21 protein-coding genes are annotated in these 22984 nt (G+C 55.4%); 5 read left to right on the forward strand and 16 right to left on the reverse strand.

All coding sequences use genetic code 11. The annotated features are described in order from the left end of the window. Window positions 1-92 precede the first annotated feature (92 nt). Both UF64_RS15555 and UF64_RS15560 read left to right on the forward strand, forming a co-directional pair. A complete protein-coding gene (locus tag UF64_RS15555; RefSeq protein WP_044829504.1) occupies window positions 93-1457 on the forward strand; it encodes a DUF2254 domain-containing protein in 1365 nt (454 codons plus the stop codon). Window positions 1458-1544: 87 nt separating this feature from the next. Further along, complete coding sequence (locus UF64_RS15560; RefSeq protein WP_044829505.1) at window positions 1545-2432, forward strand: GyrI-like domain-containing protein; 888 nt, start codon at window positions 1545-1547, stop codon at window positions 2430-2432. Between the two features lie 77 nt (window positions 2433-2509). Here the strand turns inward: UF64_RS15560 and alaS are convergent, their stop codons facing one another. From alaS to UF64_RS15605, 9 genes are all read right to left on the reverse strand, one after another. After that, a complete protein-coding gene (gene alaS / locus UF64_RS15565) occupies window positions 2510-5164 on the reverse strand; it encodes an alanine--tRNA ligase (protein WP_044829506.1) in 2655 nt (884 codons plus the stop codon). A gap of 180 nt (window positions 5165-5344) precedes the next feature. After that, the gene (locus tag UF64_RS15570) at window positions 5345-5848 is read right to left on the reverse strand and encodes a GNAT family N-acetyltransferase (protein WP_044829507.1); all 504 of its coding nucleotides are present in this window, start codon (window positions 5846-5848) and stop codon (window positions 5345-5347) included. Window positions 5849-5870: 22 nt separating this feature from the next. Beyond that, the gene (locus tag UF64_RS15575) at window positions 5871-6014 is read right to left on the reverse strand and encodes an entericidin A/B family lipoprotein (RefSeq protein WP_044829598.1); all 144 of its coding nucleotides are present in this window, start codon (window positions 6012-6014) and stop codon (window positions 5871-5873) included. Window positions 6015-6222: 208 nt separating this feature from the next. After that, on the reverse strand, window positions 6223-6399 hold the full coding sequence (locus UF64_RS19970) for a DUF1328 domain-containing protein (protein WP_044829508.1): 177 nt from the start codon (window positions 6397-6399) through the stop codon (window positions 6223-6225). 52 nt (window positions 6400-6451) lie between these two features. Next, on the reverse strand, window positions 6452-6592 hold the full coding sequence (locus UF64_RS15585; RefSeq protein ID WP_044829509.1) for an entericidin A/B family lipoprotein: 141 nt from the start codon (window positions 6590-6592) through the stop codon (window positions 6452-6454). 236 nt (window positions 6593-6828) lie between these two features. Next, window positions 6829-7902 (reverse strand): recombinase RecA, encoded by a 1074-nt coding sequence (gene recA / locus UF64_RS15590; RefSeq protein WP_044829510.1) that lies wholly within the window; start codon window positions 7900-7902, stop codon window positions 6829-6831. A gap of 495 nt (window positions 7903-8397) precedes the next feature. Continuing rightward, a complete protein-coding gene (gene nikR, locus UF64_RS15595) occupies window positions 8398-8877 on the reverse strand; it encodes a nickel-responsive transcriptional regulator NikR (RefSeq protein ID WP_044829511.1) in 480 nt (159 codons plus the stop codon). Window positions 8878-8981: 104 nt separating this feature from the next. Beyond that, complete coding sequence (locus tag UF64_RS15600) at window positions 8982-9881, reverse strand: DMT family transporter (RefSeq protein WP_044829512.1); 900 nt, start codon at window positions 9879-9881, stop codon at window positions 8982-8984. Window positions 9882-10037: 156 nt separating this feature from the next. Beyond that, window positions 10038-10724: a hypothetical protein gene (locus UF64_RS15605; protein WP_044829513.1), complete on the reverse strand. Its 687-nt coding sequence runs from the start codon at window positions 10722-10724 to the stop codon at window positions 10038-10040. An 81-nt stretch (window positions 10725-10805) separates the two neighbouring features. Here UF64_RS15605 and UF64_RS15610 point away from each other — a divergent pair, with 81 nt between their 5' ends. Further along, a complete protein-coding gene (locus tag UF64_RS15610; protein ID WP_044829514.1) occupies window positions 10806-11087 on the forward strand; it encodes a hypothetical protein in 282 nt (93 codons plus the stop codon). A 6-nt stretch (window positions 11088-11093) separates the two neighbouring features. Here UF64_RS15610 and UF64_RS15615 read toward each other — a convergent pair whose 3' ends face one another. From UF64_RS15615 to UF64_RS15630, 3 genes are all read right to left on the reverse strand, one after another. Beyond that, on the reverse strand, window positions 11094-11813 hold the full coding sequence (locus UF64_RS15615) for a hypothetical protein (protein ID WP_044829515.1): 720 nt from the start codon (window positions 11811-11813) through the stop codon (window positions 11094-11096). 200 nt (window positions 11814-12013) lie between these two features. Continuing rightward, window positions 12014-12676, reverse strand: a complete 663-nt coding sequence (locus tag UF64_RS15620; RefSeq protein WP_161794630.1) for an ABC transporter substrate-binding protein — start codon at window positions 12674-12676, stop codon at window positions 12014-12016. A gap of 255 nt (window positions 12677-12931) precedes the next feature. Further along, the gene (locus UF64_RS15630) at window positions 12932-13636 is read right to left on the reverse strand and encodes a hypothetical protein (RefSeq protein ID WP_044829518.1); all 705 of its coding nucleotides are present in this window, start codon (window positions 13634-13636) and stop codon (window positions 12932-12934) included. Window positions 13637-13956: 320 nt separating this feature from the next. On the opposite strand from UF64_RS15630, the gene UF64_RS15635 reads away from it, so the two are divergent. Beyond that, the gene (locus UF64_RS15635) at window positions 13957-14856 is read left to right on the forward strand and encodes a DMT family transporter (protein WP_044829519.1); all 900 of its coding nucleotides are present in this window, start codon (window positions 13957-13959) and stop codon (window positions 14854-14856) included. Window positions 14857-14955: 99 nt separating this feature from the next. After that, window positions 14956-15993, forward strand: coding sequence for a sodium:calcium antiporter (locus UF64_RS15640; RefSeq protein WP_044829520.1), 1038 nt, complete (start codon window positions 14956-14958; stop codon window positions 15991-15993). A 16-nt stretch (window positions 15994-16009) separates the two neighbouring features. Here the strand turns inward: UF64_RS15640 and UF64_RS15645 are convergent, their stop codons facing one another. From UF64_RS15645 to fliR, 4 genes are all read right to left on the reverse strand, one after another. Next, complete coding sequence (locus UF64_RS15645) at window positions 16010-18616, reverse strand: PAS domain-containing sensor histidine kinase (protein WP_044829521.1); 2607 nt, start codon at window positions 18614-18616, stop codon at window positions 16010-16012. Between the two features lie 226 nt (window positions 18617-18842). Then, a complete protein-coding gene (locus UF64_RS15650; protein WP_161794631.1) occupies window positions 18843-20846 on the reverse strand; it encodes a methyl-accepting chemotaxis protein in 2004 nt (667 codons plus the stop codon). A 213-nt stretch (window positions 20847-21059) separates the two neighbouring features. Continuing rightward, a complete protein-coding gene (gene flhB, locus UF64_RS15655; RefSeq protein ID WP_044829522.1) occupies window positions 21060-22130 on the reverse strand; it encodes a flagellar biosynthesis protein FlhB in 1071 nt (356 codons plus the stop codon). 50 nt (window positions 22131-22180) lie between these two features. After that, a complete protein-coding gene (gene fliR / locus UF64_RS15660) occupies window positions 22181-22945 on the reverse strand; it encodes a flagellar biosynthetic protein FliR (RefSeq protein WP_044829523.1) in 765 nt (254 codons plus the stop codon). Window positions 22946-22984: the final 39 nt, after the last annotated feature.

Below are 22984 nucleotides of genomic sequence, written 5' to 3' on the forward strand. Positions count from 1 at the left end.
GTTTAATCATATGATGTGCTTTGCGTTTTCCCTGATCTGGATCACGCGACACTGTTTGATCTGCCTTTGGTTCAAAAAGGGATCCTTGCATCATGGTTCAACGCCTGATCCGCGTCTGGGAATTTCTGGCCTATAGCCTGTGGCTGTCGCCGCTGCTTTTCGCAGTGGGCGGGGCGGCGATTGCTGTTGGCGTGATGGCCCTTCCACAGGACTGGTTGCGCGATATCCTGCCCGAGATCTTGCCGGGCTTTAGCGATATCGACACGGTGCGCAGCCTGCTTGAAACATTGCTGGCCACCCTTGTCACCATGACGACCTTTGCGCTGTCGATCACGATGGTGGTGTTGACCCTTGCCGCCGGATCGCTTGGCCCGCGCATGATCCGCAATTTTATGGGCGATACCAAAACCCAGAACGCGCTTGGCATCTTTGTCGGCAGCATCCTGTTTCTGATCACATCCCTTGTGATGATGGGCAGCAACCCGGGAAGCGCGCCGGTGCCGCATCTTGCCACCACGGTCGGGATTGCGCTGTTTGTTATCAGTGTTTTTGTCCTGATCCTGTTTGTTCATCACCTCGGCCGGTCCATCGTTGCCGATGAAGTCATTCAGCGTGTTGGCAAGAACCTTGAAGAAACCATTCAGTCGGCCTGCACCACCCTGTCTGAGCCAATCAAGGCCGCCGAAAAGGCACAGTCACGCTTGCCCGATCCCCAAGACATCGCGCGAGACCAAGCAATCTGCATCGGATCGTCTGGTTATGTGCAGGGCATCGATTATGAAAAAATCTGTGAGATCGCCAAGGGAACTGATACCCGCATCTCGCTGGTGATCCGGGCAGGTCAACATGTGCTGGCAGGCGATATCGTCGGGCAGATTGATCCCGCCAAAGACGGCACTTCGACCAAGAATATCGATCAATGCCATGCCGACATTCTCGACGCCATCATGATTGGCACACATCGGACCGCGATGCTTGATGTCGAGTTTGCGCTCCGCCAATTGGTCGAGGTCGCCTTGCGTGCGCTGTCGCCCGGGATCAATGACCCGTTTACCGCCATTGCCGCGGTTTATCGCCTTGGCCGTGCCCTACCGCATGCCATGCAGTTCCGCTATCCCGTCGGCATCTGGATTGATGATAGCGATGAGGTCCGCCTCAAAGCCCTGCTGTCAGATTTCGACGGCATGCTGGGGGCGGCTTATGACCAGATCCGACAATCAGCCGCCAGCAAACCCGATGTCTTGCTACCGATGGCCGAAGTGCTGGAGAGCCTGATGCGGCTTGCCCACACCGATCAACAACGCGACACCCTGCGCACCCATGCCCGCATGATCGCCAGTATGGCTGAGCGCAACGTGCCCGAAGAAAACGACCGCAAAGCCGTGCTAAGGGCCGCAACGCGGGTCCTGCATCATCAGGAACCGGCAAACAATCGAGGCTGCGAAAAAGACACCTGAACCGCAAGAATGGTCAGGCAATCCTTTTCCATTCCGGGCAAACTGATGGCATCAAGTCCGTAACCAGTCCGTTGAAAAGCGATCCCGATGCCTGAAAGCCCGCAAGATCACCTGCAAAACCGGTTTGCCCGTGTCATCGCCCATATCGATGACAATGCGGACCGACCGTTGGGTTTGGCGGAACTGGCCGGGGTTGCCGCCTATTCACCCTTTCATTTCCATCGCCAGTTCGCCGCCCTGTTTGACATTTCGGCCACAAAGTATGTCCGGTTGGTTCGTATGCGTCGTGCCGCGAACAGCCTTTTGTTTCGCAAAGATATTCCGGTCACGGATATCGCCTTTGACGCAGGGTTCGAAAACGCGGAATCCTTTTCACGCGCCTTTCGCAAACTCCATGATCAAAGCCCGTCAGACTTTCGCAACCATCCCGACTGGGACAACTGGCAAGCGCCTTACGCCAAACTCCAGCAGGTCCGGAGGGACACCATGACCAACGAAGTAACCAGCTCTGTCACCATCATCGATTTCCCGGAAACCCGAACTGCCTGCATGGATCATATCGGCCCGCCAGCCCGGATTGGTGAAACCATTCAGCGCTTCATTGCCTGGCGCAAAATCCATCATCTGCACCCGTCAAAACATGCCACCTTCAATATCGTCTGGTGTAATCCCGACGATACCCCGCCCGACGCATTCCGTATGGGTCTTGCCGTGGTCACCGATCAGGAATTGTCCGAGGAAGACAAACAAAAAGGGCTTTATGTGCAAACCCTACCCGCCGGACGCTACGCCAAGCTGCGCCATATCGGCAGCGACCAGACATTGGGCGACAGTGCGCTTTCACTCTATCGTGACTGGCTGCCGCAAAGCGGTGAAACGCCGGGTGACTTCCCGCTGATCTTCCAGCGGATCGCGTTTTATCCCGACGTCGCCGAGCATGAAGCCATCACTGATATCCTGCTACCGCTGGCATGATCGCCAATCTTCAGACAAAACAAAAGGGCCCCGATCGGGGCCCTTTTTATTCATCATACTTTTGCGGATGGTATCGCTTAGCCTGCGATATGTGCCTCGATCGCGGCCAGTGCGGCGTCGGCTTGCGACGGGTCGGAACCACCACCCTGTGCCATGTCCGGACGGCCACCGCCACCCTTGCCACCGAGTTTTTCAACACCGATGCGGACAAGATCGACTGCGCTGTATGTGTCTTTAAGGTCTTCGGTCAGGCCGACAACAATGGAAGCCTTGCCACCGTCACCCGAAACCAGCGCCACAATGCCAGAGCCCATCTGTTCGCGGAGCTCGTCAACCATGCCTTTGAGTTCCTTGGCCGGAATACCGTCAAGCGAACGCAGTGCGATTTTGACACCGTTGACTTCCTTGAACGCGTCACCACCGGATGCCGCGCCAGAACCAGCGGTCGCCAGCTTCTTGCGCAGATCGGAAACTTCGCGCTCCAAACGACGGCGTTCTTCCTGCAGCGCCTTGACGCGTGCCGGGACGTCTTCCGGGACGGCTTTAAGGTCAGATGCAACCGCCGTCAGAACGTTTTCGCGTGCTGACATGTATTTGGCAGCATCGGCACCGGTGAGAGCTTCGATACGGCGGACACCGCTTGAAACAGCACCCTCGGAGACGATCTTGAACATGCCGATATCCCCGGTGCGCTTGACATGCGTACCGCCGCAAAGTTCGAGCGAATAGGCATGTTCGTTGGCAACCGGCAGGCCCATCGACACAACGCGGACTTCATCGCCGTATTTCTCTCCAAACAGCGCCATCGCGCCGAGCTCAATCGCCTCGTCCGGGGTCATCAGACGGGTGGTGACTTCGCTGTTTTCGCGGATCAGGCTGTTAACGTCGGCTTCGATCACCGCGGCTTCCTCGGCCGTGACGGCTTTGGGATGCGAGATATCAAAGCGCAGACGATCAGCCGCCACCAGCGAGCCCTTCTGGGTCACGTGGTCACCAAGATGCTTGCGCAGAACCGCATGCAGAAGGTGGGTCGCCGAGTGGTTGGCACGAAGCGATGAACGGCGGCTATGATCAACGCGGAATTCCGCGGCATCACCAACCTTGACCTCGCCCTCGGTCACTTTGCCGAGATGCACATGCAAAGCACCCAGCTTTTTCTGGGTGTCGGTGATTTCAATGATCGCACCGTTTTCGGTTTTGATCACACCGGCATCGCCCTGCTGACCACCGGACTCGCCAAAGAAGGTCGTCTGGTTGGCAAGAACGGCAACCTCGTCACCCTTGGATGCGGTTTTGACTTCGGCACCGTCCTTGATCAGGGCAGTAACAACGCCTTCCGCACTTTCGGTTTCGTAGCCGAGGAATTCGGTCGCACCATCACGGTCATTGATGTCAAACCAGACTTCCTCGGTCGCCGCTTCGCCCGAACCGGACCAGGCTGCACGTGCCTTGGCTTTCTGTTCTTCCATGGCGGACGTGAAACCGTCTTCATCGATGCCAATTTTGCGTTCCTTGAGCGCATCGGCGGTCAGATCAAGCGGGAAGCCATAGGTGTCGTAAAGCTTGAAGGCGACATCACCCGAAAGGGTCGCGCCCTCACCCATGCCATCGGTCGCGTCATCAAGCATCTTGAGACCGCGATCAAGCATGGTTTTAAAGCCCTGCTCTTCAAGCTTGAGGGTTTCTTCGATCAATGCCTGCGCACGGACAAGTTCCGGGAAGGCATTGCCCATTTTGCGGACCAGCGCCGGGACCAGTTCATACATCACCGGATCCTGGGTTCCGATCATGTGCAGATGGCGCATCGCGCGGCGCATGATACGGCGCAGAACGTTACCGCGACCGGCATTGGACGGCAGAACGCCATCAGCAATCAGGAAGCTAGTCGAACGCAGATGGTCGGCAACCACGCGGTGCGAAACGTTATGCGGACCATCCGGATCGGTATTGGTGGCGTCTGCCGATGCTTCGATCAGCGCGCGCATCAAATCAATGTCATAGTTGTCGTGCTTGCCCTGCAGGACAGCGGCAATACGTTCCAGACCCATGCCGGTATCAATCGACGGTTTTGGCAGGTCAACGCGTTCGCCATTTGCCATCTGCTCGTACTGCATGAAGACGAGGTTCCAGATTTCAATGAAACGGTCGCCGTCTTCTTCCGGGCTACCCGGAGGGCCACCCCAGATGTGATCGCCATGGTCAAAGAAGATTTCCGAGCACGGACCGCACGGGCCGGTATCGCCCATCGACCAGAAGTTATCAGAGGTCGGGATACGGATGATGCGATCATCGGTCAGGCCAGCGATCTTTTTCCAAAGACCATGTGCCTCGTCATCGGTGTGATAGACCGTGACCAGCAGCTTGTCCTTGGGCAGACCGTATTCCTTGGTGATCAGGTTCCAGGCGAATTCGATCGCGTTTTCCTTGAAGTAGTCGCCAAACGAGAAGTTGCCGAGCATTTCAAAGAAGGTGTGATGGCGCGCGGTATGACCGACATTTTCAAGGTCGTTATGCTTGCCCCCGGCGCGCACGCATTTCTGCGAAGTCGCGGCACGCGAATAATCGCGGTGTTCCTGGCCGGTGAAAACGTTCTTGAACTGAACCATCCCGGCGTTGGTGAACATCAGGGTAGGGTCATTGCGCGGCACCAGCGGGCTGGAGGAAACGACTTCGTGGCCGTTCTTGCGGAAGAACTCCAGAAACGTGGTGCGGATATCGTTAACGGTCTGCATATCTCTCCAACCCGGAAAACGCGGAAAAACTGCGCCCGCCATGCTGGCGAACGGACTGCCCTATTTAGCGGCTCGGCCCTGCCCTGTCCAGTCAGGCGAAAGGAGTCCGGGGCATTTGCCGCAAGTTTTCCGGATTTAAGGGATCAGCTGGCTTTCAAACCGCCTTTGCGAACCCGAATTTCAGTCGCGCTGGAGTGAAAATGTGAATCGATCCCGGTTCATTGCCTCGACAAAGCCCACTGGCTCAAACCCAAGCCCCAACAGCAATTTGCGTGATCCGATATTTTCGGGATGGGCAAAGGCGGTCAGGTGCGTGAGTGATGTGTTGTCACGGCCATAGGTAAGGGCCGCGTTGGCCAGCTCCCGCCCAAAACCCTGCCCCCATGCGGTTGGTGCGAAGTAATAGCCAAGTTCCGGTCCCCAGCCGGGATCGAACGGATCCGTATAAAGCCCGCCCCAACCGATGATGTCGCCGGTTTCACGCAACCTTACGACCCATGGCGCAAAGCCGTCGCGGCGCCGGAACCATTCATGGACCAGCACGCGCTTGCGACAAGCGGCAAAGCTTTCATCGCAATGGGTGAAGCGCATCGCATCATGATCGCCAAGGAAGGCATAAAGATCGGGGATATCAGCCAGCTGCGCGGACGAAAGCTCGAGGCGTTCGGTATAAAGGCGGGCCATATTGCGGCGGACCGTTTTCGGACTAGTCGTTTGCACTGTCCTGAATCGTCTTGCCAAGGTTTTCCATATCGCGCCCGAAGCCTTCGGCGGTTTCGCAGGCACCAAGGGCGAGGCCAAAACCAAGAACCATCAGGACGGCCATAAGACGTTTTGTGATCGTTTTCATCTGTTCAGGATGCTCCATTCAAGTCCGGATAACAGGCATGTCGCCCGTCTTGTTGTTTATCGTGATATTCTGGCCTTGGGGCATCGGGCTTGCAACCGTTATCGCACCCGCCAGCGCAACGATAATCCGGACACAAAAAAGGGACGCCGTTTGGGCGTCCCTTTTCTACATGCGTTGCTCGTGTCAGAGCTTTGCAAATCTCTGCCCGTCAGACTGGCGGGCCGCGGCCGCGGAATGCGTTGACCGCAAGGGAAATCACAAACAGCGCGACAAAGACAAAGAACAAGATCTTTGCAAAGCCAACGAAGGTCCCGGCAAGACCGCCAAAGCCAAGAACGGCAGCGATCAGAGCCAGAATCAAACAGAATATTGCCCAACCTAACATGGGATTCTCCCAAGGTTATTATTAAGGGTTATGCGAATTGATCCGTTCGGGATCAGGAAGCGCCATCCTGGATTGCTTCACCGGCATCTTCGACGTCTTCGCCAAAGCCTTCGGCGGTTTCACAGGCAGCAAGACCAAGGCCCATGCCCGAAATCATCAGAATCGCGAGAAGCTTTTTCATGGTGTTCGACATGTTCGTTCTCCTGTTTGCTCTTTTTAACGTGCTCACAGGAATTCAAACGACGACAACCATGAATTGTTCCTATGATCGCATCTCACCTGATGATTTTTGGCCTTCAGATCCCATTCAAAATATTGTTTTTAAATGTCTTTTCTGAATCATGATCATTTTGGGGCACAAAAAAACGGGCCCCGAGGGAGCCCGTTTTTTCATTCTGTTCTTCGGCAAGAGACGATGATCATGAAAGATCAATCGTCATTGACCGGTTCATCTTCGCTCATATTGGTCATGGCTTCGGCGATCAGACCGGCACTCTCGCGAATGCTGTTTTCGATCTCCTGGGTCATTTCCGGGTTCTCGCGCAGGAAGCTTTTCGCGTTCTCGCGGCCCTGACCGATACGGGTCGAGTTATAGGAGAACCAGGAACCGGATTTCTCGACGATGCCGGCCTTGACACCAAGATCAAGAATCTCGCCCATCTTGGAGACGCCTTCGCCATACATGATGTCAAATTCGACCTGCTTAAAGGGCGGTGCCATCTTGTTTTTGACGACCTTGACGCGTGTCTGGTTGCCAACGACTTCGTCGCGGTCCTTGATCTGGCCGATACGACGGATATCAAGGCGAACAGAGGCATAGAATTTCAACGCGTTACCACCGGTGGTGGTTTCCGGGCTGCCGAACATCACACCGATCTTCATACGGATCTGGTTGATGAAGATAACCATGCAGTTCGAACGCGAGACCGAGCTGGTTAGTTTACGCAACGCCTGGCTCATCAGGCGGGCCTGCAGACCAACATGGGTATCGCCCATTTCACCTTCGAGTTCCGCACGCGGCACGAGGGCAGCGACCGAATCGACGACCAGAACATCAATCGCACCGGACCGCACCAGCGTGTCGGCGATTTCAAGGGCCTGCTCACCAGCATCCGGCTGGGAAATCAGCAGTTCGTCAGTGTTTACACCCAGCTTGCGGGCATAACTCGGATCAAGGGCGTGTTCAGCATCAACAAAGGCACAGGTTCCGCCAAGCTTCTGGGCTTCGGCGATGGTATGGAGTGCCAGTGTGGTTTTACCCGAACTTTCCGGGCCATAAATCTCGACGATACGGCCACGCGGCAGACCGCCAATGCCCAGTCCAATATCAAGACCGAGCGAACCGGTTGAAATTGCGGAGATATCAACGGCGCTTTCCCGCTGACCCAGCTTCATAATCGAACCTTTGCCAAATGCCCGTTCGATCTGCCCAAGGGCGGCTTCGAGTGCCTTCTGCTTATCCATAGTATCCTTATCCACCAAATGCAGCGCGGTCTGAATCATTGCTCGAACTCTCTTATTCCACAGGGCCGGGTTGGATGCAACGCAGGCGGTTCCCCGGACCTAATTGCGGAACGCCACCGCTAGACTGTCTTGTCTCTTGCCGCGGCCTGCCACCGCGTTCTCATCGACAAAACAACTGAGAACATAATGCGAACATTCTCACAAAATTTCGAATGTTGCAAGTTTGTTCTCATTTTTACGGTTTATGGAGATGGGAACGGGCTCAAACCATTTGTCGCACAAAACAGGCTCATGGTCCGCCATCACCTAAATTGGACGGAATGCATATTAATTTGGACTCTCGGCACATTGTATTTTTGCCGGCAAGCTATATGCTTTTTGCCATCGCGTCCCAAACGCGTATCCCTCAGGGGATGGGAGGTGCAGTTGTCACATGCCTTGCGATTTTAAGAGCCATCGCACGGCAACCCGGGACGGCTCCCTCCCGACATGCATTTCCAAAGCGTCCACAGTTTAGCCAGACCAACAGTACCGTCAGGTGGTGATTTTCAAGTGCTCGTGCTTGTGGGCATGGCCGTGGTGATCATCACCGTGATGATGGGTTTCGACATGCAATTCGCCCGGAACGGTATAAAGCTGTCCGTGGCGCACACCGGGCTGGGCCAGCACCTTGTCGGCAAAGGCCCGAATTTCCGAGAGCCTTCCGCGCAGCGTCACACTTTCAAGGCAGGTGTCATGATCAATGTGGAAATGCACGGTCGAGACCGTCAGGTTATGATGTTCGTGCTGGGTGCTCATCAGGCGTGATGCCAGCATGCGTTCCTCGTGATCATAGACATAGTTCAGAACCGCAATCCCGACCCCGTCGGCATTTTCTTCAAGCTTGGTGTTCTGAAGCTTTTCCCGGATCAGATCGCGAAATCCCTCGGACCGGTTGGTGTAGCCCCGGTGATCAAGGAAGGCATCAAAGGCCTCCATCAGGTCATCTTCGATGGAAACGGTTACACGGGTCATGGCTTTGTCCTGATGGTCTTTTGGTTTGCGTGCCCGAAGCTTAGCCGATTGATCGCAAAGTCAAAAGGGGTCAACGCAGTTTCCGCTGCCAGCAATGCTTATCGCTAGTGCATAAACAGCAAGGCGACACCGCCAAAGGCAAGGCATGTGCCCGCCACCGCCTGCCAGCCAACGGAACGGCGCAGGATCAGTCCTTCATAGACAATCAGCAAAACCGGCGGCAGTGCCATCAGGGTCGAGGCGATCCCGACATTGGCATTTTGAACTGCGAGCATCGACAACCACACCCCAACAGCCGGTCCAATGAACGCCCCAAGCAACAGCCGCTTGCCAACATCCGGCGCGATACAGGCCGTGACCGTGCGGCGAACACGGCCCAGGATGACGGCAAGCCCCCACATGGCAATCACCGCGACCAGGGTTCTGATCCAGCTTGCCGAAAGTGCCGAATATCCATCAATCAGGGCGTATTTGGCGGTAATCAGATTGGCGACCTGCCCAATCGCACCGCCCAGCCCGAACAAAATACCCCGGAGATAATCCCGCCCGACAAGCCCGACCGGCCGCCCCTTTTTGCCAAGAATGACAATCAGGATGCCACCAACACCACAGGCTATACCGGCAATTTCAATCGGACGGAGGGTTTCATCAAACAGAAGCCAAGCCAGGAGCGTCCCCATGATCGGAACGGTCGACATCAATAACATCGACAGTCGCGCACCAATGGTGACAAAGGCCTGAAACAGCATGGCATCGCCAATCACCAGCCCCAGCACGGACGACAGCGATAGCCAGCCAAGTTGTTCCCATGTCACAGCATTCGGCCAAGGTTGACCTTCAAGGATCCAGTGCAGAACAGTCAGACAAAAGATCGAGCAGGCCAAACGTCCGCGATTGACCGTCTGCGCCCCTGCCTTGCCGCCGACATTGGAAAAGATCATGCTTGAGGTCGCCCAACAGAGCGCAGCAGTGAAGGCAGCGGCCTCGCCAAACAGGGGAATCATGGGGCGCGTTTCCGAAAATGTTTGTTTACCCGGCCTAGTGACCGGTTGAGCTAGCGGGTCATGGTGGGGCGACCCTGCCTGTCATAAGCAGCAAATTTTCGGTGGTTTGCAATTGCTTTTATTGCATGACGACCCCGGCAATCGGGCGATTTCGGATCAGGATTTGCTTTCCGGGTTGGTCATATCAAGTGCCGCACGAAAGATATCCGTGCCGCGATTGAACTGCGGCAACAGCGCCTCGTACTCCTTGCGAAGCCAGCTATAGCTGGTGCGGGTTTCAAGCTCGATCGCGCGGTAGCCTTCCGGCACACCTTCGGTCTGATTAAGCGAGAAATCATCGATCAGCAGACCATCAAGACGCCCATGGCGCAGCATGCGCAACATCATGCCAGCCCCGCCAGGTACGGTGATGATATCGGCAAGGCCCACCAGTTCCTGCTTGCCGCGATCATCGCCAAGCCAGACACCAATATCCTTGTCCTTGAGATCAGTGAGCGCATGAACGGTGGCGTCTGCGGTGATCAGAAGGCTTTTGGGGCGACCGACAACCACACCACCGGCAACCAGCGGCACGCCGGCCGATTGTTGAATGGTTTCACCGCTGGCAAACACACCATCAATCTCACCACGTTTTAGGGAAACCGCCGTACGCTTATTGGGCAACCAAACCGGCTGGACACACAATCCGGCCTCGGCCATTGCCGCGCGATAGCGTTCGGCAGATTGATCACGATCGGCCATTTCAGGCAAAGCAATCTTGAGACAGACTTCTTCGTCTGCCTTTGCCGAAGGCAGCAGTTCAAAGGACAGGAAAAGTGCTGTCAGTAAAATGACAGCAAACATACACGACCGAATGATCGCATTTGGCTTGCGAAGCGCCATAGTCTCACCCCCAAGGCAACCTTGGTCCCGACGTTGCGAGACATGTTGCAAACCTACCTGATTGCCCGCCGTCATTTTTATGCGGTCGGGTCATTTTCATTGGTATTTGGTTTCGGCTTTTGCCGTTATGGAAAAAACTATAAGCGCAATCAGAGCGTCTTGCCAAGCGCCCGCAAGCCGATTTACCTGCGCAAAAGTATAGGTTGCCGCGCAACATTATTTCGCGCCGGAAGCGGCAAGTTTTTGATATTCAATCACCGCTTGCAAGCCCGCATTGTAGCAATCGCCACCAAAAGCGGATCAACGGTTTCGCCTAAAGTTTGATGTCGCTCAGGACGCCTGACCGTACACGGCCAGGATTTTCTCAAGATACCGGGCGGTTCCAACATCAAACTTCTCGATCTCGCTGGCATACTCTGCGCGCAGCCAGCTATAGACAGCAAGCTTGGTCACCGGGATTTGCACGAAGCCATCGGGCACACCGCCCTGAACACCGAGCGAAAAGGCGTTCAGCAGCATGCCATCCAGACGGCCTTTCACCAGCATTTCGCGCATCATTGCCGGACCACCCGGCACACGCACCACATGGTCATAAGTACCAAGCAGCTTTTCCGACCACGACGCGCCGAGCCAGACGCCGATATCTTCACTGGTTAGCTCCGCAACGCTGCGTGCGCCACCCTTTTTGACGACCAGAATGCCATCCGGATTGCACACCAGGATATTGCCACGAATGACGGGTGTTCCGACGCTGCTTTCAAATTCCTCAAGCATGGCAAATACACCATCAACCTGATGATGACGCATGGCCATGAAAGCGCGTGCATTGGGCATCGGCATGGGATCAACGCACAATCCGGCATCGCGCATCACCGCACGATAGACATCCGGACCGAGCGGACCACTCGCAGACTCTGGCAAGGCAATGCGAAGACAGGTCTGCTTTGCCTCGACACTTGGCAACAGGGCAAAGGAAAGAACAAGGGCAACGATGGAAATCGTTGCCAGAACACAGGTTCGAACGAACCTGTGCAATTGAAAGCGCACCATTTTCAGGCTCCCACGGCACCAACGAATTGTTGAATGACCGTATCCCGGGAAAGTCGGCTTGCGATTGGGCCGCAAGTCCTTTTGTTCGGATCTTTATGACCCGTTGCTTGAGACGTTATCGCCAAGCACATCAATTGGCTAGAGCCAATTGCCCGCTTTGCGTGAGTCCAGAGGATTTTTGCGCCGAAAAATGGAACAGGTCAGCGATTAACCAAAGCCATATAGGCACTGGTTCCTTGATCAAATTTTGGCCGCAGGTCGGCAAACTCTACCTTAAGCCAGCTATGCACATCGAAATGATCGACCTGAATGGCCTTATAACCATCTGCTACACCACCGGTTAGGCCAAGTGAATAGGCATCGGCCAACATGGCATCAATCCGCCCTTCGGCAAGCATTTCTTGTAACATGGCCGTGCCACGCGGCACTTTAACAATATTGGTGTAACCTTCAACAATTCCGACGCACCATGTCGCTCCAAGCGGCACACCCAGAACCTCGGTACTGAGGTCAGAAATACTTTCGATTGGACCGTCCCGCACCACCAAATAACCAGCAATGGAACCAAGCAGAACTTCACCAGAGACCATGGCAACCTTTGCCATGTCCGGCAGATCGTTCTTGGCAGCAAAAACACCATCGATCCGACCTGAACGCAGGGCGGCAATCGCACGAATTTGCGGCAAGGCCATCGCATGGACACACAACCCGGCATCCTTCATGACCTGCTGATAAAGGTCGAGTTTTTGCTGATCGCTGTAGATTTCCGGCATGGCAATGCGAAGGCATTTTTCATCTGCACTGGCGGATGGCAACAGCCGGAAAGACAGCAACAGGGCGACAAAACAAATCGTCGCAAACACACAGGTTCTGGCAAACCTGTACCTTGAAAAGCGCGCCATACACACCCCCACGGTATTTGGCATATTTTTATTCTTTGCCACCGAGACCAGGCAATTTTCCCGCGTCGCGAAAGCATTATTGGGGCCTTTTGACCCGTTGGGCGAAACGATACGTCGGAACACGCAGATTGACCAGCGCGAAATGCCCGCGCTCTCAAACATCGCCGGATGTGTGTAGTTTAATGAATACTAGCGGCAAGGAAGACCGGATGGGGACTAATAACCCGCCTGGCTCAGATAGGATTTCGTGCCCTCATCAAATTGCGGCACCAGATCAGCAAATTCGGCACGCAACCAGCTTCGGATCAACAACTGATCAACCGGGATCGCCTTGTAACCGTTAGGTACGCCACCTGCCAGATTGGCAAGCGAGTAGGCATCAATCAGCATCGTCTTGATCCGCCCTTCAAGCAGCATGCTGTGCATTGTTTCCACCGCCTGCGGGATCGTCATCAGATCAGGATAGCGGGCCATAAGTTTTTGCGGCCAGACAGCGCCAAGCGGCAGGCCAAGAACCTCACCCGTCAGATCATCCATGCCAGTAATCGGACCTTCGGGCACAATCAACATGGCCGGCAAGGTCATCAACACAACATTGCCCGGCACCACCGGCACGCCGACAATAGCGGGGAAGTCTTCGCGTGCGGCAAGGATACCGTCGGCCTCCCCCTTGCTGATGGCATCAAAGGCACGGATTTGCGGTACCGAGATCGTGTGAACACAAAGCCCGGCATCCTTCATGACAGCCCGATACGTCGCGGCCGTTTGTTCATTTGTGTGCAGTTCGGGAAGGGCAATACGCAGGCATCTTTCCTCTGCAATCGCCGTGGACACCCCAACCACTGCCAACATCACAGCAATCAAGGATAGCGCGGCGAAACCAAGAGTCTTACGGATCGCAAAGCTCGGGATTGAACCCATGCAAACGCCCATGGCGCTTCCTTCTGATGATGTGACGAACGACCATTGAATAAAGTGTGTGCAACGCTGTCAGAATGCAAGATGCCAAGCCTCTGATAACGCTTTAAAAGCCCAGTTTGCATTTCACATAACTTCCGATGTTAATCTATCGGCAAGACTACGTATTTCGGGCTTGACGGCACCCCGTTTGGCGCGCACCATCCGCGTGCTGACGTTCCGGAAAACGGAAACATCGCGCCACCAAACCACCACCGTCATTTTAACCGCGCCGCCCTGCATCCTGTATGGATGCACCACGCCCCATATTCCGGACGCCCTTTATGAAACCAGGGGATATTGCCCGCTACCTGTTCCTCGCCATCGTGTGGGGACTGTCGTTACTTGTTGTTGTCAAAATTGTCGAGGCCTTTGGCTGGGTCGGTGCGGTCACGTTTCGCGCCCTGATTGCTGCCGGATCGCTTTATCTTCTGGCCCGCCTGTTTCGCCGCAAGCTTGATTTCGCCGCTGGCTGGCGCCCGTTCGCCATTGTTGGCGCCACAACAGTCGCCGGGCAATTGATCGGGCTCTCCTATGCCGCACCCCGTATCGGCACCGCGATGGCGGCGATCTTTGTTGCGGCCATTCCACTGTTTTCCATGATCATCAGCCAGCTCTGGGGGCTTGAGCGCGCCACGCGACAGGGGTTTGCCGGTCTGATACTGGGTATCGGCGGCATTGTCTTGCTGGTGGGCTTCCCTGCCGTACCTGTGACATTCGAATTTGCACTGGGTTGCGTGGCATCGATCCTTGCCGCCCTTTGCGCAGCCTTTGGCAGCAACTATGCCAGCCGTCACCTGCGCAACAGCGGCAATTGGGAAACCACCATTGGGGCATTTCTTTTTGGCGGGCTGATGACATCGCCGCTGATCTTTGCCGTGCCGCTTGAACGCACACCGGTTGCGATGGATTACCTGTATCTGATCATTGCGGCGGTTCTGATGAGCGTCTGCACCTATATCGCCTATTTCCGACTGGTGGCCTCTATCGGACCTACCCGTGCGATCAGTGTCGAATTTCTGGTCACAGTGATCGCCGTCTTTATCGGTGCAACCGTGTTGGGCGAAAAGCTTTCTGCCATGCAATTTGTCGGTGGGATCACCATCATGGTTGGCTGTGCGCTGGTTTTGAACCTTGTGCCAGCATGGATGCGCCCGCGGCCGAGTGTTCCTGAAATCCCGTAAACCGCGCGCATCCCAACCCCCAAGGAACAAGCTGGCCTGAGGGAAGTTACACATTGTAGTCTTCGACAAGTCGTCTTCTCTGATCCGGGAAAGCAGTGCATGCCCTTTGACTTTGGCCAACAATCGCTGAGCGTTATTGTGGTGACCTTTGTGGTCTGCACATTGATCATTTGTTTTGCCGGAACCCGACTTGCCGGGGTTGCCGTCAAACTGGCCGAGCGTACCGGCATGGGACAGATCATCGCCGGGGCCCTTTTTGTTGGCATGTCGACCAGCCTGCCGGGCAGTGTGCTTTCGGTGACGACCGCCTGGCAGGGGCACACCGATCTTGCGATTGGCAATGCGCTTGGCGGGATTGCCGCCCAGACGACGTTTTTGGCCATTGCCGATCTGTTTTATCGCAAGGGCAATCTTGAGCATGCAGCAGCCAGTGCGACGGGCCTTGCCCAAACCACCCTACTTCTTAGCATGCTTTCGGTGCCGCTTCTGGCCTATGCCGGGCCGGAATGGATGATTTTCCATATTCATCCGGCGTCGATCCTGCTGTTTATCATTTATGCCTTTGGCCTGAATCTTCTGTCGGAAATACGCGACGAGCCGATGTGGTTGCCCAAGGAAACCGATATCACCGAGGAAGACGCCAAACATGAAGAAGCCGACACCAACCCGGAAAGCAGTGCGCGCCTGTGGACCGAATTTCTTGCCTTTGCGCTTCTGACTGCCATTGCCGGTCACGTTATTGGGCAGGCAGGTCTTGCCATCGTTGCCGTTACCGGGATCAGCGAAACCGCCGTGGGTACCTTCCTGACCGCGATATCCACATCCTTTCCGGAATTTGTATCAGCCATAGCAGCGGTGCGCATGGGGGCAGTCAATCTGGCGGTCGGGGACATCATTGGCGGCAATGCCTTTGACGTACTGTTTCTGGCCGCATCGGATTTCGCCTATCGCGACGGATCGATCTATGCCGCCTTCATCGATCAGCACATCTTTACCATAGCACTGGTCATCCTGATGAGCGGGGTATTGCTGCTTGGCATGCTGAACCGCGAACGCCGCGGCATTGGCAATATCGGCTGGGAAAGTGTCGCGATGCTTGGCCTTTATGGGGCATCGGTGTTCTATCTGGCGGGCTGATCTTAGGTGATAAAACCTAGAGGACTTCCTTGACCTTGGTCGCGAGGTCCTTAAGCGAGAACGGCTTGGGCAGGAAGTGCACGCCGTTTTCTTCATCAAGTTCGTCGCGATAGGTATCTTCGGCGTAGCCCGAGATGAAGATGACTTTGAGCTCCGGCTTTTTCTCGCGCAGCATGCGGACAAGGGTCGGGCCATCAATGCCCGGCATCACAACGTCCGAGATCACCAGATCAATTGTCTTGTCGGTGTTATTCAGCACCTCAAGCGCATTGTCGCCGTTATTGGCCTCAAGCACATCATAGCCCTTGCTGCGCAATGCGCGCGCACCGAATGTCCGCACGGCATCTTCGTCCTCGACCAGCAGGATCGCACCGGTGCCGGTCAGATCGCGTGACGGGGTTTCTTCGATCACGGCCTGGGTTTCGGCAAGCTCTTCTTCGGATGCCTCGTAGCGCGGCAGATAGATGGTAAAGGTCGTGCCCTTGCCTTCTTCGCTGTTGACCGCGATGAAACCACCGGTCTGCTTGACGATGCCATAAACCGTTGAAAGGCCAAGGCCCGTTCCCTCGCCGCGTTGCTTGGTCGAGAAGAAGGGTTCGAAAATTCGGGTCAGGTTTTCCTTGGGAATGCCAATACCGGTATCGGTCACCTTGATGCCGATATAGTCGCCCGGCGGGATGACTTCGGTGCCGGTGGCGGTCGGCTCATCAATGATCTCGGTGCTGGTCTGAACCGTAAGGGTTCCGCCCTCGCCCGCCATGGCATCACGTGCGTTGACGACAAGGTTAATGATCACCTGATCAAGCTGGCCCGGATCAACCTTGACCAGACCGATATCGCGACCATGACTGACTTTAAGGTCAATCTTCTCGCCGATCAGGCGGCGTAGAAGGTTGGACATTTCTGCCAATGCGTCGGTGATATTGATGATCTTGGGCTGCAAGGTTTGACGACGTGAGAACGCCAAAAGCTGGCGGACAAGATTGGCCGCACGGTTGGCATTCTGTTTGATCTGCATGATGTCGGCAAAGCTCGGATCACCCGGCCCATGGCGCGACAACAGAAGATCACAGAAACCGATCATCGCGGTCAGAAGGTTGTTGAAGTCATGTGCCACCCCACCGGCAAGCTGACCAACAGCCTGCATTTTCTGGGACTGGGCAAACTGTTCCTCAAGGTTCTTCTGTTCGGTCGTATCAAGGAAGTTCAGAAGCAACGCACCGGCTTCACCCGAACGACCCGCGACACGTTGCAGATAAATCTGGGCCGCTACACCGCGTGCACCGGCAAGGCGGGCTTCGATCTGCCCCCCCTTGCCCATGCCCATCACGGCCTTGGACAGATAACGCGCCACTTCGTCGCGATCTTCGGGCAGGATCAATTCAAGGATCGAACGACCAACGACCTTGTCATGGGTCTGACCGGCCGTAACGATGAAGGCGCGGTTGGCATCCGTCACCGTGCCCGACATATCAGCCAGAACAATCGAAAGCGGGCTTTCATCAAAGAACCAGCGCACCCGACGTTCGGTTTCCGCCAGTGCATGTTCCCATTCATGGGCTGGCATCGGATCGGGGAAGATCACGGCCTGACTGCGCACAGGACCGGTGCCCGGCGCATTGATCGAATGGGTCACAAAGCAGCGAATGGGTTCGCCACCGACAACCTTGAATTTGACCTCGCCATTGATGCCGTCACCGACAATCAGATCGGCGAGCTCGACCGTGCCATTGTTGAAATCTTCGGGCTCCCCGCCAAGCCAGCTTGCCAGACGACGGTTGAGGTAAAGAATGCGGCCTTCTTCATCCAATCCGCACACGCCGACCGGCAGACGTTCGATCATCTGATCGGCATGCTCGAACCCGCTATGAGCTTCCGTCACCGGGAGGTTGGCAACCATTTCGCTGGTCTGCGGACCGGCAAGTGCAAAACGTTCCTCAGCCTGCCCGGCAGGCAGCAACAATGAAGAACCGCTATCAGCCATGACAGCGCTATCAACGCCATCAACAGTCCAGAGCATCTTGCCCGCACGGGCATCTGCAGCCGTTACCGAGATGCGCAGGCATGCGGCGCTCGCAGGCTTATCTGCCTCCGGCGCCGTTTCGCCGTTTTCACCTTCGGCCGCTTTTTCCGAACCTTCGTCACCGGACGCGGCAGCGTCGGCTTCAAACTTTTCAGAGCGCGACAGATCGACAAACATCTGCCCGCCTTCGCCGCGCATCGCACGGGTGCGCAATTCAGCAAGCTCTTCACTGCCAATGCCGAGGAAGGACAGGCGCGCTTCCAGCGCAGACAGCATGTCCGATCCAGCTTCGATACCAAGTTTGGATGAAAAGGCGGGGTTGGCATAGATCGTCCGGCCATAAGCATCAATCAGCGCAACCCCAATATCGGAATTGGCGAAACCGGAAATCAGCGGGCCAAGGCCATCATGCCCGCCATTACGAAGCTTTGCCGAAAGCGTAAGGGATGCAACGGCGACCACGGCCACACCAGTGACCATGGCCCCGATGATCCACATCAGGCGCGCATCAAGCCCTGCCTTTGCCAACACGTCCATCAGGACGAAGACAAACGCAACGAATGCGACACTTACAGCAAGGATGAGCCCCCGAAACAGCACGCGACCGCCTTTAACGACAATAACTTAACAAAATAGTCTATACTTTTAGCTGCTTATCGCCTGACTGGCTACCGGCAAGTTTATCGTCCTTCATGCCGCCCGGCAATCGCGGCAAAACAGCTCGCAATTCCCGCCAGATACGCGAAAGGCAGGAACCGGAATTGGCCCTGCCTTTCACAACGTAAATCCCGGCGCATTTATCGGGCACCAGTCAATTGAAGCCGGCTTAACGGCTAAGACGTTTGACCTGTGCTTCGTCAAGCTTGGTGCCATCGAACTCGACACTGATGCCTTCTTCGCTGACATTGCGGACAATTGCGCGCACAGGGCTATTGATGCCGGGTAGTTCAAGCTCGATCTTGGTTCCCGAAGCAATGCTGTCATTGCACACAAGCATCGCACCGCGTTCCGAGATGTTTTCAAGACGCGCTTTTGACGCCTTGCCACCGAACCGGATTGCAACTTCCTGCGAAGACGGATGACGTTTTGAGCTACGACGATCAACATCAGCGGTCGAAGTCCTGACAACTTCAACCAGCACATTGCGCAAATCACGGACTGCAACAGCAACCTGTTCGGAAAGCGTACCGACTTCAGAAGCCAGGCGACCGGTTCCAGACGCCTCTTCGGACACCTCGTTAATCCGGCTGGAAACTTCACGGGATGCAGCTGCCGTTTCGTTCACATTACGCGCGATTTCAGAGGTCGCGGCACTCTGTTCTTCGACAGCTGCGGCAATCGCGGTCGAGACTTCATCCATCTCGTGGATTTTCTCGGCAATGGTTGCCACCGCGGTCACAGCAGAATCCGTCACCGCCTGAATTTCAGCAATCTGGCGGGTGATTTCATCGGTCGAACGGCTGGTCTGGGTCGCGAGGTTTTTGACTTCCTGCGCCACAACCGCAAAGCCCTTACCAGCGTCACCAGCACGGGCGGCCTCGATGGTTGCGTTAAGGGCAAGCAGGTTGGTCTGCTCGGCAATGCCGGAAATCAGTTCTACCACTTCCCCGATACCACGTACGCTATCGGCCAGTTGCGAAACCGTCGTTTCCGTCGAACGGCTGGCCTCAACGGCATCTTCGCTGACGCGGTTGGCACGCGTGATCTGATTATTGATTTCACCAAGTGAAGAATTCAGCTCTTCACCTGCACCAGCAACCGCCTCAACCGTTGCCAATGCCTGCTCGGAAGCCGCAGCCACGGTCTGGGAGTTACCCTGAACAAGGTCAGCAGAGCTCGACATCCGCTGGGCGGCTTCGGCGAGTTCGCCAGTCTGACCCGAAATGGTATCAACAACGCGACGGGTTTCACTTTCAACCCGCTCCGCCATTTCGCGCAGCGATTTACGCCGCTGTTCTTCGGATTCCAGTCGGTCAGCTTCCTGCTGTTCGCGCATTTTCAGGTTATTCAAGCCTGTCTCGCGGAAGACATGCATGACACGCACCAGATCGCCGACTTCGTCATTGCGCTTGGTTTCGGTTAGTTTGACGTCATATTTGCCATCGGCCAATTGCGCCAGTGTCGTGACGCTTTCGGCAACCGGTGCAGAGATGCGACGATGCATGACCCATGCAATCAAGGCGCAAACAATGATCGACGCAATCGTCACCGCGGTGGTCAGCATGAAGACCGACTCAACATTGGCCTCAAGCCCCTTGAGCTTGTCGACCAACGCATGCTCAATCGACAAGCTATAGGTGTCGGTAAGCTCAACAGCCACTTCAAGTGCCGCGGCAAGATTGGCGGCGGCATCATCGAAACCACCCATCATCTTGTTGCCGACTTCCGGACCACCGTCGATATAACCCTGCGCCATCTTCTTGCCCGCGGCATAGTAAGCCGGGAATGCAGCCTCAACCTTTTCAAGCGAGGCGAGCAGTTCAGTCTGACCAAGCTTTTCTGCCAAGGCCTTTGCCGTTGCCAGGTTCTCTGCCAGCCCCTGTGCGGCGGCTTCTGCCTCGTCAAAACCGTCATTCAGACCATCAAGACCACGGGTCGCGGAAATATCGGTCAACCATTGCTGGACCTGAATAACGTTATAACGTGCGCCCTCAATCGCCTTGATCAAGCTCGGAACGTCTATACTAACGACGACACCGATTTCTGCGGCCTCGTGAGTCGCCTGGCGGCTTTGGCTATTTACGACACCTATACCAACAGCGACAGCGATCAGCATGACGACGATGATCGCGTTTGAGAGGGCTATCTGCCCGGAAATCCTCAAGTTCATCAAGGTATTCCTGTTTGAAATGGCAGACATTTTTGCCATCTGGTTGAGCCTAAGTTGCCATACGTATAGCTTCCGAAACACGTAATGGGAACCTTTAATTCACTCTTACTACCAAAGCGGCAGTTGTTTATTGATCCAGATCGTTGCAATCAAAAATTATTAAAAGGTTTCAATGGGGAGTTTTGCAGGATTTTATTCGGCTAGATAAGCCGATTATCCAAGCTTTTTGCCGCGCTGACGGAATACGAAGGAGATGATCTCGGCAACGGCTTTGTAATGTTCCGGCGGGATTTCCTGATCAATCTCGACGGTTGCAAAAAGCGCACGGGCTACCGGCGGGTTTTCCATGATCGTGATGTCGTGTTCTTCGGCGACCTCACGAATTTTAAGCGCGACATTATCCTGCCCCTTGGCGATGCACATCGGTGCACCCATGGTATCGATGTCATATTGCAGGGCGACGGCAAAGTGCGTCGGGTTGGTGATAACCACGTCGGCCTTAGGCACGTTTGACATCATGCGCTGCTGGGCGCGCTCCATCCTGATCTGGCGGACCTTCGCCTTGATCTCGGGGCTACCTTCGGTCTGCTTGTATTCGTCCTTGATCTCCTGCTTGGACATCTTCATCTGCTGATTGAACTCGTACTTCTGATAGGCAAAGTCGAGCCCGGCAATCACGGCAGTCAAAGAAATCGTCGCGATCAGCAGGATAATGATCATGTCGTAAAGACGTTCAAGCGTCAGGCCGAGCGATTGCTGTGGGTACAGCTCCACGTCAACCAGTTCCGGAACAATCACCAGCCCCAGCACCACACCCACAAGAACAATCTTGCTGACGTTTTTGACAAACTCGACCAGACTTTTCATCGAAAAGAGGTTCTTGAGCCCCTTTAGCGGATTGAGTTTTTCAGGCTTGGGCTCAATGCGTTCGGCGGCAACGACGACACCGTTCTGAATGACGTGACCGGCAGCAGCAAAAAACATCAAAAGGACGAACGGGATCCCCAACACCCACAGCATGCCAAGGATAACGTCTTCAAACAGGCCGGGAATGCCTGCTTGTGTGACGTCAAACATGTGGGGGTGCTCAAGAAAACCGACAGCAAGATCGCGCACACCCGCCGCCATGGTCGGGCCAAGCATGATCATGACAAGACCACCGCCGAACAGGAGCATGAAGTTTCCGACTTCCTTGGAAACCGCGACCTGACCTTTTTTTCGCGCGTCCTCAAGCTTTTTACTTGTGGGGTCTTCTGTCTTTTGGCTGTCGTCTTCTTCTGCCATTGGCAAACCCATGCTGGGCAATTGGGGGCCAAATGCACCCCGTCACTGCCTTACGGATTGAGAAACGCCTCAAGCCCGTTCTCGAAATATGCAAGATAAACCATCATCATGGATGGCAGGGCCAAGGTCAACAAAAGCAATGCAATCGCGATCTGTATCGGCATCGCGACAAAGAACACCGGCAATTGCGGCATCAGCTTATTTAGAAGGCCAAGCGCAATCTGCAAGCAGATCGCCACCACCAGAAACGGTGCGGACATCTGGGCGGCTATGATGAAGCTGTTATTAAGTGCATTGGCGAAAAACTCGCTCATATCGCCAACCGGCAAAACACCGCCCGGCGGGAACAGGGTATAGCTTTCAAACACCGCCTGGATCATCAAATGATCCATCCCGGTCGCGAACAACAAAACAAGCGCGACCTGCATAAGAAAATTGCCCGTCACCGCACTTTGCGCACCCGACAAAGGGTCGGCGGTAAAGGCGTTTGCCATAGAGGACAGATAGGCAATGATTGATCCGGCAGTCTGAATCCCGGCCATCATAACCTGGGCAAACAAGGCAAAGAAAAGCCCGACAGTAACCTCATAGCCGATCCCGACCAAAAGTGACGCGGCATCGGCAGGTTGTGGCGGGAAAAGTGGCCCGGCCAGTGGCGAGATCACAACCGCCACCCAAAAGGCAAAGAAAAGCCGCGCGCGCGCCGGCACTGCACGCGACCCGATACCGGGCATAAAGGCAAAGGCCGCCCCCACCCTGGCGAAAGTCATCAGGACGACGTAAACATTCAGCGTAAGAAGTTCTTGAAGATCCATGTCGTCTTCGACTGCCTTACATATTCACGCGGGCAAATT

This window comes from Thalassospira sp. HJ (genome assembly GCF_000948415.1).
Taxonomy (GTDB): Bacteria; Pseudomonadota; Alphaproteobacteria; order Rhodospirillales; family Thalassospiraceae; genus Thalassospira.

What these genes read in the sequence shown, in the direction of transcription:
- fliR (WP_044829523.1), bottom strand. Translation starts at nt 22,945, where the DNA reads ATGGATCTTCAAGAACTTCTTACGCTGAATGTTTACGTCGTCCTGATG.
- UF64_RS15650 (WP_161794631.1), bottom strand. Translation starts at nt 20,846, where the DNA reads ATGAACTTGAGGATTTCCGGGCAGATAGCCCTCTCAAACGCGATCATC.
- UF64_RS15640 (WP_044829520.1), top strand. Translation starts at nt 14,956, where the DNA reads ATGCCCTTTGACTTTGGCCAACAATCGCTGAGCGTTATTGTGGTGACC.
- alaS (WP_044829506.1), bottom strand. Translation starts at nt 5,164, where the DNA reads ATGCAGACCGTTAACGATATCCGCACCACGTTTCTGGAGTTCTTCCGC.
- UF64_RS15570 (WP_044829507.1), bottom strand. Translation starts at nt 5,848, where the DNA reads ATGGCCCGCCTTTATACCGAACGCCTCGAGCTTTCGTCCGCGCAGCTG.
- UF64_RS15575 (WP_044829598.1), bottom strand. Translation starts at nt 6,014, where the DNA reads ATGAAAACGATCACAAAACGTCTTATGGCCGTCCTGATGGTTCTTGGT.
- UF64_RS15585 (WP_044829509.1), bottom strand. Translation starts at nt 6,592, where the DNA reads ATGTCGAACACCATGAAAAAGCTTCTCGCGATTCTGATGATTTCGGGC.
- flhB (WP_044829522.1), bottom strand. Translation starts at nt 22,130, where the DNA reads ATGGCAGAAGAAGACGACAGCCAAAAGACAGAAGACCCCACAAGTAAA.
- UF64_RS15635 (WP_044829519.1), top strand. Translation starts at nt 13,957, where the DNA reads ATGAAACCAGGGGATATTGCCCGCTACCTGTTCCTCGCCATCGTGTGG.
- UF64_RS15605 (WP_044829513.1), bottom strand. Translation starts at nt 10,724, where the DNA reads ATGTTTGCTGTCATTTTACTGACAGCACTTTTCCTGTCCTTTGAACTG.
- UF64_RS15610 (WP_044829514.1), top strand. Translation starts at nt 10,806, where the DNA reads ATGTTGCAAACCTACCTGATTGCCCGCCGTCATTTTTATGCGGTCGGG.
- UF64_RS15630 (WP_044829518.1), bottom strand. Translation starts at nt 13,636, where the DNA reads ATGGGTTCAATCCCGAGCTTTGCGATCCGTAAGACTCTTGGTTTCGCC.
- UF64_RS19970 (WP_044829508.1), bottom strand. Translation starts at nt 6,399, where the DNA reads ATGTTAGGTTGGGCAATATTCTGTTTGATTCTGGCTCTGATCGCTGCC.
- UF64_RS15560 (WP_044829505.1), top strand. Translation starts at nt 1,545, where the DNA reads ATGCCTGAAAGCCCGCAAGATCACCTGCAAAACCGGTTTGCCCGTGTC.
- UF64_RS15555 (WP_044829504.1), top strand. Translation starts at nt 93, where the DNA reads ATGGTTCAACGCCTGATCCGCGTCTGGGAATTTCTGGCCTATAGCCTG.
- UF64_RS15615 (WP_044829515.1), bottom strand. Translation starts at nt 11,813, where the DNA reads ATGGTGCGCTTTCAATTGCACAGGTTCGTTCGAACCTGTGTTCTGGCA.
- recA (WP_044829510.1), bottom strand. Translation starts at nt 7,902, where the DNA reads ATGATTCAGACCGCGCTGCATTTGGTGGATAAGGATACTATGGATAAG.
- UF64_RS15600 (WP_044829512.1), bottom strand. Translation starts at nt 9,881, where the DNA reads ATGATTCCCCTGTTTGGCGAGGCCGCTGCCTTCACTGCTGCGCTCTGT.
- nikR (WP_044829511.1), bottom strand. Translation starts at nt 8,877, where the DNA reads ATGACCCGTGTAACCGTTTCCATCGAAGATGACCTGATGGAGGCCTTT.